Here is a 10,776-nt window from a genome sequence, read left to right as displayed (position 1 = left end):
TGTTTGTTGTTTAGTAGTCGCACCCGGGATCGCGGTCCGGGCACGTCACGAGCGGCGTAAACGTCGCGTCGACCGGGCCATGCTGCCGAACTGGTAATCAATACCAGTTGGCGTACCCCCGCGGCATGGCATGCGACAGCCAGCGAGCAATCGGCTCGCCGCACTGAGCGTGCGTTAACTCATGCGTTTTTCGCGGTGGGGGGCCCGGGTTGCGCCTGCGCCACGCAGCCCGTGATGTGTTTGGACCCGGATTGTACCCCCGCCCCCAAGTTATCCACAAAGGATAAGTCTGTGGACAACTTGTGCAAATTCAGTGGATTGCTGTGCACAACCCGTGCTGCAGTGCGGGGTAGCGGGTTGTGGAAAGCCGCAAAACTTCAGGCAAAACATGGACTTCGACCTCAGTTGTCCTATATGTTGGCGGCGCCGCAGGCACATATGTTTTTGCACTGACCACTGTGGACAATGGCGCACTGACAGGTTCTTCGGTTTGTGGCATATGTGTCGGCGCACCTCGCCGTTTACCTTGACACCGTCGACAAAACTGGGTTAAATGCCGGGTTCTGCGATGCGGCAGGGGATCACGTATGCGCATCGCCGGGTCTGGCCTGTTCGTGCCGTCCGCGCCAGCAGGCCTACGCCTGCACCGCGCCGCCGGCCGGCAGCAAGACAGAACCAGAATCGTCGGCATTACCGCGGCAGTTCCTTGCCAGCGGCAGCCCCATGCGAACCATACGCGGCGGCCACGGCACCCCGGCACCGGCCGAAGCCGGGCACGCCCAGATCAACCAGAGAGTGCAACATGAAACGTACCTACCAACCTTCCGTTACCCGCCGCAAGCGTACCCATGGTTTCCGTGTGCGCATGAAGACCCGTGGCGGCCGTGCCGTCATCAACGCTCGCCGCGCCAAGGGCCGCAAGCGCCTGGCCATCTGAGGCCCGGGCAACCGGCCTGACGGCGCCACCGGCGCCGTCAATGCCTCTTGCCTCGGGTCCAGGACGGACTGCGCAGTTTGCGCCGGGTTGCCGTCGGGTCCAGCTAGTCAGTCAGCAGTATCTCTCGCCAGCCTTGCCCAGCGTGTCAGCCCATGCCTTCCCCAAAGCCGCGAGGCTCACAAAGACGGATGAGTTTTCATCCGTTTTTGCTTTGCGGCCCCGGCGGCGCAGTACGCATTTCGTGCTCTATGTGCGCGCCAACGGCCTGGCAGAAGCCCGGCTGGGCGTGGTCGTGGGCAAGAAGTTCGCGCCCCGCGCCGCCGAGCGCAACCTGGTGAAGCGCATGGCGCGCGAGCTGTTCCGCCAGCGCCGCGACCAGTTGTCTGGGCGCGATGTGCTGTTGCGCTTGCAGACAAAATTCCCGCGAGCGGAATTTGCCACGCGTGCCGCTGTCCGACGGGCGTGCGCGGCGGAAATTGCCAGCCTGCTGGAGGTAGCGGCAAAACCGCTGCCACCGCCGCCGGTGCCGTCCGCCACGCCTTCCGCCCCGCCAGCCCCACCGCCGGCGGGTGCTCCGCAAAGCCAGCCACCCGGCCTTCCGGCCTGATCGCGAGCCAACGCCCGCCATGAAGCGAATCCTGATAGCCCTGCTGCGTATCTACAAGATCGCCCTGAGTCCGTACCTGGGCTCGCAGTGCCGCTTCCTGCCAACCTGTTCCGACTACGCCCGCGACGCAATCGTCCATCACGGCGCCGCGCGCGGCAGCTGGATGGCCGCCTGCCGGCTGTGCCGTTGCCACCCCTTCGCCCAAGGCGGGTATGATCCCGTGCCGGGCACGGAAGCCGACACTGCCAGGCCGGACTCAAAGCCGCAAACCGCCGCGGACTGTTCCGTCCATGCCGCGGCAGGCCATGCGCCTGCCGTGATCCGTCTGCCCAGACCCTGATTTCTCCGACCACAGCCAGACATGGATATCAAACGCACCATCCTCTGGGTCATCTTCTCGATGTCCCTCGTGCTGCTCTACGACAACTGGCAACGCGCCCAAGGCCATGCGTCGATGTTCTTCCCGAGCACGACGCAGCAGGCCGCTTCGGCGCCGGCCGCCAGCGGCGCGGCCGCGCAGGGCGACGTGCCCAAGGCCAACGTCCAGCCGGGCGCAGCCGCACCGGCCGCTGGCGCCGCGCCGCAGGCCGCCGCCCAGCCCACCGGCGAGAAGATCGTGGTGACCACCGACACGGTGCGCGCCGAGATCGATACCGCCGGCGGCATTTTGTCGCGCCTGGAGCTACTCAAGGAACTCGAGAAGGACGGCAAGCCGGTGGTGCTGTTCGAGCGTGACAACGTGCGCACCTACATGGCGCGCTCGGGCCTGATCGGCGGCGACCTGCCCAACCACACCACGGTGTTCACCGCCGCCCCGGGCCAGCGCAACCTGGACGGCGCAGAGCAGCTGGAAGTGGTGCTGACCGGCGAGAAGAACGGCGTGAAGCTGGTGAAGACTTACATCTTCCGCAAGGGCAGCTATGTGGTCGACACCAAGTTCGCGGTGACCAACGCGGGTACCGCGCCGGTGTCGCCGACGCTGTACCTGGAGCTGGCGCGTGACGGCAGCAAGGTGGAGCAGTCGCAGTTCTACAGCACCTTCACCGGCCCGGCGATCTACACCGACGCCGACAAGTACCACAAGCTCAGCTTCGAAGACATCGCCAAGGGCAAGGCCAGCGTGCCGGCCGCCGCCAACAATGGCTGGGTGGCGATGGTGCAGCATTACTTTGCCTCGGCCTGGATCCCGCAGACCGGCAAGGAGCACAGCTTCTACGTCCAGCAGATCGATCCGAACCTGTACCGCGTGGGCATCCAGCAGCCGCTGGGCGAGCTGGCCCCGGGCGCCACGGTGACCACCGATGCACGCCTGTTCGCCGGTCCGCAGGAAGAGCACATGCTCGAGAAGATCGCCCCGGGCCTGGAACTGGTGAAGGACTACGGCTGGCTGACCATCCTGGCCAAGCCGCTATTCTGGCTGCTGGAGAAGCTGCATGGCTTCCTGGGCAACTGGGGCTGGTCGATCATCGCGCTGACGGTGCTGATCAAGCTGGTGTTCTTCCCGCTGTCGGCGGCGAGCTACAAGTCCATGGGCAAGATGAAGGACCTGCAGCCGCGCATGACGTCGATCCGCGAGCGTTACAAGAACGACCCGCAGAAGATGAACCAGGAGATGATGGGGCTGTACAAGACCGAGAAGGTCAACCCGCTCGGCGGCTGCCTGCCGATCGTGATCCAGATCCCGGTGTTCATTGCGCTGTACTGGGTGCTGCTGTCGTCGGTGGAAATGCGCGGTGCGCCGTGGCTGGGCTGGATCAAGGACCTGTCGGTGCCGGATCCCTTCTACATCCTGCCGATCGTGATGGCCGTGTCGATGTTTGTGCAGACCAAGCTGAACCCGACGCCGCCGGATCCGGTGCAGGCCAAGGTCATGACGATCATGCCGCTGGTGTTCTCGGTGATGTTCTTCTTCTTCCCGGCCGGCCTGGTGCTGTACTGGGTGGTGAACAACATCCTGTCGATCGCGCAGCAGTGGCAGATCAACCGGATGCTTGGCAAGGGCAAGACGGCTGTCGTGGCCAAGAGCTGATTGCCAGTTGCGTTGATGTAGTTAGCAAAAGGCCCGGCGGAAGCCGGGCTTTTTGTTTGTGCAGGGCATGTTGCAGCGGGCGTATGCTACGGGCCTGCGCCTCATTGACTGGAGAATTCCCATGAGCTGGTCCGCCAAGCAATACGTTGCCTTTGAAGACGAACGCACGCGTCCCGTCCGCGACCTCGTCGCCGCCATCCCCAACGAGATCGTGCGCAACGCGGTGGATATCGGCTGCGGCCCGGGCAACTCCACCGAGGTGCTGCTGGGCCGCTACACCGGCGCGTCGATCACCGGCCTGGACAGTTCCGACGACATGGTCGACGCCGCGCGCAAGCGCCTGCCTGACGTGCAGTTCGGCGTGGCCGACATCGGCGCGTGGGACGATGCCGGCCCTTACGACGTGATCCTGGCCAACGCCGTGCTGCAATGGCTGCCGGACCACGCCAGCCTGTTCCCCAAGCTCGTCTCCAGGCTTTCCGAAGGCGGCACGCTGGCCGTGCAGATGCCCGACAACCTGGAAGAACCCGCGCACCGGCTGATGCGCCAGGTGGCGGCGGAAAGCCCGTGGGCGGAAAAGCTGGCCGGCGCCAGCAAGGCGCGCGCGGAGCGTTCCCCGGCGCGGTGGTATTACGAACTGCTGCGCCCGCTGTGCCAGCGCGTGGACGTGTGGCTGACCACCTATCACCACCCGCTGGCTGGCGGGCCGGCGGCGGTGGTGGAGTGGTTCAAGGGCAGCGGCCTGCGGCCGTTCCTGCAGCCGCTGGACGAGGCCGAGCGCGCCGCTTACCTGGCGCGCTATGAAAGCGAGATCGCCAGGGCATACCCCGCGCTGCCGGACGGATCGGTGCTGCTGCCGTTCCCGCGCCTGTTTATCGTGGCAACGCGCTGAACGCCATCTGCCGGATCTGCCGGATCTGCCGGATCTGCCGGATTTGCCGGATCTGCCGGATCTGCCAGGTCAGGCCGGCTTGTGGCACACCGCCTCGATGTTGTGCCCGTCCGGGTCCAGCACGAAGGCGCCGTAGTAGTCCGGGTGGTAGTGCGCGCGGATGCCGGGCGCGCCATTGTCGCGCCCGCCCGCCTCGATGGCGGCGCGATAAAACTTATCCACAAGCTCGCGGCTGTCTACGCGGAACGCTACGTGGATCGGCGGCCGGTTCGGCTCGCCACGGTGGATCCAGAAATCCGGCTTGCCCGGCGGCCCGAATCCCGCCACGTCGGTGCTGCCGGTGACACTGGCCGGGAATTCCTTGACGAGGTCGTAGCCGATGGCGCCGAGCGCCGCCAGGTAGAACGCGCGGCTCCTGGCGTAATCGCTGACGCTGGCGCCGGTATGGTCGATCATGCTTGGCTCCTTGCAGGGTTGGGCTCAGGCCAGGTCGAGCACGCTCATGGTGGCGTTGAAGCGGCTCACCAGCACCGATTCGCCGTGCACGTCCGCAAACACATCCGCCTCGACCACGATGATCGAGCGGCCGGACTTGAGCACGTCGGCACGGCAGCGCAGCCGGTCGCTGCGCACGGCCCTGAGCAGGTTGATCTTGAATTCCGCGGTGACCACGTGCTGGCCCGCTTCGAGGATGGTGGTGCCCGCGGCGCCCGCGGTGTGGTCGGCCATGGTGGCTTGCACGCCCGCGTGGACGATGCCGCCGTGCTGCAGGTGGCGCGGCGTGATGGCCAGCGTCGATTCGCACCAGCCCGGCCCGCAGTCCGCCAGCGCGATGCCGACGTCATTGACGAACGCGGCCTGGCGGAAGCCGGCCTCGATGGTGTCGCGCAGCAGCAAGCGCTCCTGTTCGGTGGTCATGGCGGGTCCTCTTACGGTCTCTGCATCACCAGGCGGTGTGCGCATTCCAGCGCGACGGCGGGCCGCTGTCAACCGCGGCAGCGCCGGATACGCCGCCCGGACGCATTCGCGCGTGCCGTCGCCTACACTGGTGGCATCTGCGTCCCCACCGGCGCGCCTGACCGCATGAAGACCGCCATGACCGACGCCAAGCCGTTCACGCTGCGCCGCAAGACGCAGCCGGTCGTTGCTTTTGCCGCGCTGACGCAAGCCAGCCTGGCGCGGATCGACGCATCCCTGCAGAATTTGCTGCACCGCGACGAAGCGGAAGACCTGCACGCACTGCGCGTGGCGGTGCGCCATGCGCGCGCGGTGCTGTGGGCGCTCGGGCCAGCGCTGCCAACCCTGGAACGCGACCGCTGGAAGCGCGAGCTGCGCACGCTGGCGCAGGCGACCAGCGAGGTGCGCGACTGGGATGTCTTCCTGGCCGAGACGGTTGCCCCAGCGCGCGAGAAGGAACGCAAGGATCCCGTGCTGGCCGCCGTGGCCGACACTGCCACAACCCGGCGCAACATGGCGCGCGCGGCCATGCTTGCCGCACTGGTCAGCTATCGCGACGGGCAGCTGCCTGTCGTGCAGCGTGATCTCGCCCACCTGGCCCACCTTGCCGGGAGGGTTGCCGCCAGGAGCGAAGCCGGGAAGCGCGACCGCCTGGGCCAGTTCGCCCGCAAGCGCGTGCGCCGCGGGCGCAAGCAGTTGCGCGGTTTGAAACAGGCAGCCCATGGCGGCGACCTGCGCGCGGTGCACGACCAGCGCATCGCGGGCAAGCGGCTGCGCTACACGATCGAGGCGCTGGAGCCGGTGCTGCCGTCGCGCTTTACCAAGCGGCTGCACCGCAAGCTGGTCAGGCAGCAGTCGCGGCTGGGCGGCTTTGTCGATGCCATGGTCGCGCGCCGGCTGATGGGCGAGTGCCTGGACGTGCCGGAGTTGCCCGACGACGTGCCGCCGCCACCGCCCGGCGCGAGCTGACGCCCCGCCTGACATGGCGGCCGACCTACCGCGCCGCGCGGCGCTTCTGCAAGTGCAACCCACGCCACGCCAACCGCAACCGATCTGCGACAATACCGCCATGACTGCTCCCCAGGTTCCCATTGCCGCCATCGCCACCGCGCCCGGACGCGGCGGCATCGGCGTGGTGCGCGTGTCGGGCCCCGATGTCGGCCCCGTGATGCGCGCCGTCTGCGGCCAGGCACTGAAGCCGCGCCACGCGACCTACCTGCCGTTCCTCGACGGCCAGGGCAAGGTCATCGACCACGGCCTCGCGCTGTACTTCCCCGCGCCCAATTCATACACCGGCGAAGAGGTGCTGGAGCTGCAGGGCCACGGCGGCCCGGTGGTGATGCAGATGCTGCTGACGCGCTGCCTGCAGGCCGGCGACAGCATCGGCCTGCGCCTGGCCGAGCCGGGCGAGTTCACGCGCCGCGCCTTCCTCAACGACAAGCTCGACCTGGCCCAGGCCGAGGCAGTGGCCGACCTGATCGAAGCCAGCACCGAAGCCGCTGCGCGCTCGGCGGCGCGCTCGATGGAAGGCGAGTTCTCCAATGCGATCCGCAAGCTTGTGGATAAGGTTATCCACCTGCGCATGCTGGTCGAGGCCACGCTGGATTTCCCCGAGGAAGAGATCGATTTCCTGGAGCAGTCCGACGCGCGCGGCCAGCTCGCGACCATCCGGAATGAACTGGGCGGCGTGCTGGCGCAGGCGCGGCAGGGCGCGCTGCTGCGCGAAGGCCTGTCGGTGGTGCTGGCGGGCCAGCCCAACGTGGGCAAGTCCTCGCTGCTCAATGCACTGGCCGGCGCCGAACTTGCGATCGTCACACCGATCGCCGGCACCACGCGCGACCGCGTGCGCGAGACCATCCAGATCGACGGCATCCCGCTGCATATCATCGACACCGCCGGCCTGCGCGAGAACGCCACCGACGAAGTCGAGCGTATCGGCATCGAACGCACCTGGGACGCCATCCGCCGCGCCGACATCGTGCTGCACCTGGTCGACGCCACCGACTACCTGCGCCACGGCCTGTCCGAGATCGACGACGCCATCGACGACCGGCTCAGCGGCCATCTGCCACCGGGCTCGCCGATCGTGCGCGTTGTCAACAAGATCGACAAGGCGCCGGCAGTGGGCGACACGATGTTCGGCGGCAACCGCCCGCACGTAGTCGCCGCAAACGGCCCTAACCCCACCGAGATCTGGATCTCTGCGCGCACCGGCGCCGGTATTGAATTGCTGCGGCGCGAGTTGCTGCGGCTGGTGGGCTGGCAATCCGGCAACGAAGGCACTTTCCTTGCGCGCGAACGGCATCTGACAGCGTTGCGCAATGCGCAGTCGCACCTCGATATCGCGGCGGAGCAGGCAGAGCATCAGGCGCAGGCGCTGGACCTGTTCGCCGAAGAACTGCGGCTGACGCAGGAGTGCCTGAACAGCATTACCGGGGAGTTCACCAGTGATGATTTGTTGGGCACGATTTTTACGCGGTTTTGTATTGGGAAGTAAGGCGGTCGCTACCGGAACGCGCCACCTTCTTCTCCCATGCGCCTCACCCTAATCACCTTCGGCACCCAAGGCGACTGCCGCCCCGTCGTAGCCCTCGGCCTGGGCCTGCGTGACGCAGGACATGACGTGCTGATGCTCGGCGAACGCTCCGCCGCGCCGCTTGCCGCCGAGCATGGCCTGCCGTTCGCGCCAATGGCCGGCGATATACAGCAAACCCTGCAGCCCGGCGGGGCCCTGCACAAGCTGATGACCGAGGGCGGCAACGTGGCCGAGGCCACGCGTGCCTTTGGACGCATTGCGGAGGAGAACACCGAGGCGTGGATGGCACAGTTGGCGGAGGCGGCGCGCGACATTGATGGCATCGTGTTTTCGGGACTGACGGCTTACGTGGGGCTGTCCGTGGGTGAGCAGCTGGGCAAGCCTGTGATCGGTGCTGGCATGTTCCCGATCTCGCCGACGCGGGATTTTCCTTCGGCCTTGCTGCCGCCGTTCCGCATGCCCGGCTGGGCCAACCGGGCCAGCCATGCTGTGATCAATTTCGTGCTGTGGCGGATGTTCCGCAATGCCACCAACGCGGCGCGCGCAAAGTTGTTTGGCGTGGCGCCGCGCCGGGCGATGTGGCGCGATTTCCCGTCGCTGTATGCGATGTCGCCGCACCTGGTGCCGCGCCCGCGCGACTGGCATGCGGACTGGCTGGTGACCGGCGCGTGGAACGTGCCGGCGCAGCCGGACTGGCAGCCGACCGCAGCACTGTGCGACTTTTTGGCGGCCGGCGCGCCGCCGCTGTATATCGGCTTCGGCAGCATGGCGGGCTTTGACCGGCAGAAGGTGGTCAATGCCATGGTGCAGGCCGTTGACGGCCGGCGGGCGCTGTTCTATCCGGGCTGGTCCGGTATCGATGTGTCCGCGCTGCCGGCCAATTTCCATGTAATCGGCGCCACGCCGCATGACTGGCTGCTGCCGCGCGTGGCGGCGGCGATCCACCATGGCGGGGCCGGCACCACGCATGCGGTGGCGGCGGCGGGCGTGCCGTCGATCGTGCTGCCGTTCGCGGGCGACCAGTTCTTCTGGGCGGGCCGGCTGGCGGCGCTGGGCGTGGCGCCGGCATACGTGCCGGGACACAAGATCGACGCGGCGCGGCTGGCGTCGATGATCGCCTTTGCCGAGCGCTCCGAGACGCGCGACAAGGCCGCCGCGCTGGGTCGCGCGGTGGCCGCGGAGCAAGGGGTGGAACACGCGGTGGCCGCAATCGGGCGCTTCTGCGCTCCGGGTGGCGCATAATCGCGCTTTCGCCGTTTGCATGCCCCCAGGCAGGACCCCCAGATGTTGAACCGTACCCAGCAGATCCTCATTGCCATCGTCGCCGTGGCTGTCCTTGGCATGTTGTGGTTTGCCGGCAATGACCGGCATGACGATGCCTCCACGGCCCCCGCCGATCCGGGCGAGCTGGCCGCCGCCAGCGCGGTGCCGGCCAGCGACGTGCGCGGCGTGCCGCGCGACGGCACGCTGGATCCGGTCAGCATCGACCCGCAGCGGCCCGCCGACCGGCTGCCGCAATATCAGGCCAGCGCCATACTGGACGACTACCGCAACGATCCCAAGGCCGCGGATGCGCGCTACCTCGACCACTATGTGATCGTCGAAGGCGTCGCCAGCGGCGTGCGCCGCGAGGGCGAGCAGGTCTTTGTCGACATCCGCACCAACGACCCGGCCGCCAATGTGCGCGCCTTGCTGCTGCAGCGGCAGATCTGCGGCCCGGCGGGGCGGGTCTGTGAAGTGGAGGCCCGTGCGACCATGGTTCGGCGCGGCCAGAAGGTGGCGGTGGAGTGCAACGGCGCGGGCCAGGCCGATGGCGTGCCGCTGCTGCGCGACTGCCTGCTGCGCGGCGGCGCCAACTGAGCGCTAGCCTGATCGGGAGAACCTGCGATGCAATCCTTGCTGTCCGTGCTTGCGCTCATCATCCTGGCGGCGACCGCCGCCGGCCTGGCTTCGCCGCGCTGGCTCAGCGAGACCCTGCTGGGCGGCCGGCCCGTAACGCGACTGCAGGTCGCGGTGGTAGGCCTGTGCCTGGCTGCGTTCTGCCTGATCCTGGTGGGCCGGCTCGCGCAAGGCGGGGCGAGCGGCTGACGCGCCACGCCGACACAGCAGCGCGGATTTTGTACTTCTGTTCCGGGCATTGACTGGCGCCGGCAGCGCCTACAGTGTGAAGGCACGCTGCCCGGATTGCGCGCCGGCGGCGGTGTCTCAAGCCATCCAGGATTCCCATGAACAAAGCCCTGCTGGCCGCCAGTGTCGGCCTGCTGCTGTGCGGCTGCTCGACCTACCAGGCCGTGACCCCGGTCGACCGCCTCGACCAGTCCGATCCCAATACCGCGTTCCAGGTGCCCGCCGGTGGCGGCCCGCGCGGCAACTACGGCGCCAACGGCATGCTGCTGTGCGTGGTGGTGAGCCCGGTCGGCGGCAATAACTATGTCGAAGCCTTCCGTGCGTCGCTGGAGCACCGCAACTTCGAGGTGAAGATGCTGCAAGCCGAGGCAGCGTCGGCGCTGGCGTGCCCGATGGTGGCGTATTACACCGCGCGCAGCGCCTGGTTCTGGACGTCATACCTGGTCAGCGTGGATATCACCGTCTTCCGCCAGGGCGACCGCGTCGGCAAGGCGATCTACAACGCCAACCGCAGCGCGGGCGGGCTCAACCTGAGCAACCTGGTGCAGCCGGCGTCCAAGCTGGACGAGATGGTGGAGCAACTGTTCCCCGGCATGCTGCCGCCGCCAGCGCCGTCGGCCGGCACGCCGCCGGCGCCGACGGCGGGGGCCTGATCAGGCGAGGCCTTACCTTTCCACGCCCGTCGGCAAAC

Annotated in this window: 13 protein-coding genes; 11 read left to right on the top strand and 2 right to left on the bottom strand. The window is 67.6% G+C overall.

Annotated features, from left to right (window positions below):
- Positions 1-802 precede the first annotated feature (802 nt).
- The 5 genes from rpmH to tam all read left to right on the top strand — a co-directional run bounded on the left by rpmH (position 803) and on the right by tam (position 4,465).
- Positions 803-937, top strand: a complete 135-nt coding sequence (rpmH, locus tag CTP10_RS17175; protein WP_008650850.1) for a 50S ribosomal protein L34 — start codon at positions 803-805, stop codon at positions 935-937.
- A 142-nt stretch (positions 938-1,079) separates the two neighbouring features.
- A complete protein-coding gene (gene rnpA / locus CTP10_RS17170) occupies positions 1,080-1,544 on the top strand; it encodes a ribonuclease P protein component (protein WP_116320163.1) in 465 nt (154 codons plus the stop codon).
- A 19-nt stretch (positions 1,545-1,563) separates the two neighbouring features.
- On the top strand, positions 1,564-1,884 hold the full coding sequence (gene yidD, locus CTP10_RS17165; protein ID WP_116320110.1) for a membrane protein insertion efficiency factor YidD: 321 nt from the start codon (positions 1,564-1,566) through the stop codon (positions 1,882-1,884).
- A 21-nt stretch (positions 1,885-1,905) separates the two neighbouring features.
- Positions 1,906-3,573 carry a membrane protein insertase YidC gene (yidC, locus tag CTP10_RS17160; RefSeq protein ID WP_116320109.1) on the top strand — a complete coding sequence of 556 codons (1,668 nt, stop codon included), beginning with the start codon at positions 1,906-1,908 and terminating at the stop codon, positions 3,571-3,573.
- Positions 3,574-3,694: 121 nt separating this feature from the next.
- Positions 3,695-4,465 (top strand): trans-aconitate 2-methyltransferase, encoded by a 771-nt coding sequence (tam, locus tag CTP10_RS17155; RefSeq protein WP_116320108.1) that lies wholly within the window; start codon positions 3,695-3,697, stop codon positions 4,463-4,465.
- Between the two features lie 69 nt (positions 4,466-4,534).
- On the opposite strand, the gene CTP10_RS17150 is transcribed toward tam, so the two are convergent.
- Positions 4,535-4,921: a VOC family protein gene (locus CTP10_RS17150; RefSeq protein WP_116320106.1), complete on the bottom strand. Its 387-nt coding sequence runs from the start codon at positions 4,919-4,921 to the stop codon at positions 4,535-4,537.
- A 24-nt stretch (positions 4,922-4,945) separates the two neighbouring features.
- Positions 4,946-5,383 (bottom strand): PaaI family thioesterase, encoded by a 438-nt coding sequence (locus CTP10_RS17145; RefSeq protein ID WP_116320105.1) that lies wholly within the window; start codon positions 5,381-5,383, stop codon positions 4,946-4,948.
- A gap of 177 nt (positions 5,384-5,560) precedes the next feature.
- Between CTP10_RS17145 and CTP10_RS17140 the strand changes: the two genes are divergently transcribed.
- The 6 genes from CTP10_RS17140 (at position 5,561) to CTP10_RS17115 (ending at position 10,738) form a co-directional block, all read left to right on the top strand.
- Complete coding sequence (locus CTP10_RS17140; RefSeq protein WP_233528158.1) at positions 5,561-6,391, top strand: CHAD domain-containing protein; 831 nt, start codon at positions 5,561-5,563, stop codon at positions 6,389-6,391.
- 100 nt (positions 6,392-6,491) lie between these two features.
- Entirely contained in the window at positions 6,492-7,919 is a 1,428-nt protein-coding gene (gene mnmE / locus CTP10_RS17135; RefSeq protein WP_116320161.1) for a tRNA uridine-5-carboxymethylaminomethyl(34) synthesis GTPase MnmE, read from the top strand.
- A gap of 36 nt (positions 7,920-7,955) precedes the next feature.
- Positions 7,956-9,200 carry a glycosyltransferase gene (locus tag CTP10_RS17130; protein ID WP_116320104.1) on the top strand — a complete coding sequence of 415 codons (1,245 nt, stop codon included), beginning with the start codon at positions 7,956-7,958 and terminating at the stop codon, positions 9,198-9,200.
- A 42-nt stretch (positions 9,201-9,242) separates the two neighbouring features.
- On the top strand, positions 9,243-9,818 hold the full coding sequence (locus CTP10_RS17125; protein WP_116320103.1) for an OB-fold putative lipoprotein: 576 nt from the start codon (positions 9,243-9,245) through the stop codon (positions 9,816-9,818).
- A gap of 27 nt (positions 9,819-9,845) precedes the next feature.
- Positions 9,846-10,046: a hypothetical protein gene (locus CTP10_RS17120; protein ID WP_116320102.1), complete on the top strand. Its 201-nt coding sequence runs from the start codon at positions 9,846-9,848 to the stop codon at positions 10,044-10,046.
- A 137-nt stretch (positions 10,047-10,183) separates the two neighbouring features.
- Positions 10,184-10,738 carry an Sbal_3080 family lipoprotein gene (locus tag CTP10_RS17115; protein WP_116320101.1) on the top strand — a complete coding sequence of 185 codons (555 nt, stop codon included), beginning with the start codon at positions 10,184-10,186 and terminating at the stop codon, positions 10,736-10,738.
- Positions 10,739-10,776: the final 38 nt, after the last annotated feature.

This window comes from Cupriavidus sp. P-10 (genome assembly GCF_003402535.2).
Taxonomy (GTDB): Bacteria; Pseudomonadota; Gammaproteobacteria; order Burkholderiales; family Burkholderiaceae; genus Cupriavidus.
The sequence above is the reverse complement of the archived record's forward strand: the minus strand, read 5'-3'. Positions and strand labels throughout refer to the sequence as shown.

Coding starts and splice junctions, on each gene's coding strand:
- rpmH (WP_008650850.1), top strand. CDS start 803: ATGAAACGTACCTACCAACCTTCCGTTACCCGCCGCAAGCGTACCCAT.
- yidD (WP_116320110.1), top strand. CDS start 1,564: ATGAAGCGAATCCTGATAGCCCTGCTGCGTATCTACAAGATCGCCCTG.
- yidC (WP_116320109.1), top strand. CDS start 1,906: ATGGATATCAAACGCACCATCCTCTGGGTCATCTTCTCGATGTCCCTC.
- tam (WP_116320108.1), top strand. CDS start 3,695: ATGAGCTGGTCCGCCAAGCAATACGTTGCCTTTGAAGACGAACGCACG.
- CTP10_RS17150 (WP_116320106.1), bottom strand. CDS start 4,921: ATGATCGACCATACCGGCGCCAGCGTCAGCGATTACGCCAGGAGCCGC.
- CTP10_RS17145 (WP_116320105.1), bottom strand. CDS start 5,383: ATGACCACCGAACAGGAGCGCTTGCTGCTGCGCGACACCATCGAGGCC.
- CTP10_RS17140 (WP_233528158.1), top strand. CDS start 5,561: ATGACCGACGCCAAGCCGTTCACGCTGCGCCGCAAGACGCAGCCGGTC.
- mnmE (WP_116320161.1), top strand. CDS start 6,492: ATGACTGCTCCCCAGGTTCCCATTGCCGCCATCGCCACCGCGCCCGGA.
- CTP10_RS17130 (WP_116320104.1), top strand. CDS start 7,956: ATGCGCCTCACCCTAATCACCTTCGGCACCCAAGGCGACTGCCGCCCC.
- CTP10_RS17125 (WP_116320103.1), top strand. CDS start 9,243: ATGTTGAACCGTACCCAGCAGATCCTCATTGCCATCGTCGCCGTGGCT.
- CTP10_RS17120 (WP_116320102.1), top strand. CDS start 9,846: ATGCAATCCTTGCTGTCCGTGCTTGCGCTCATCATCCTGGCGGCGACC.
- CTP10_RS17115 (WP_116320101.1), top strand. CDS start 10,184: ATGAACAAAGCCCTGCTGGCCGCCAGTGTCGGCCTGCTGCTGTGCGGC.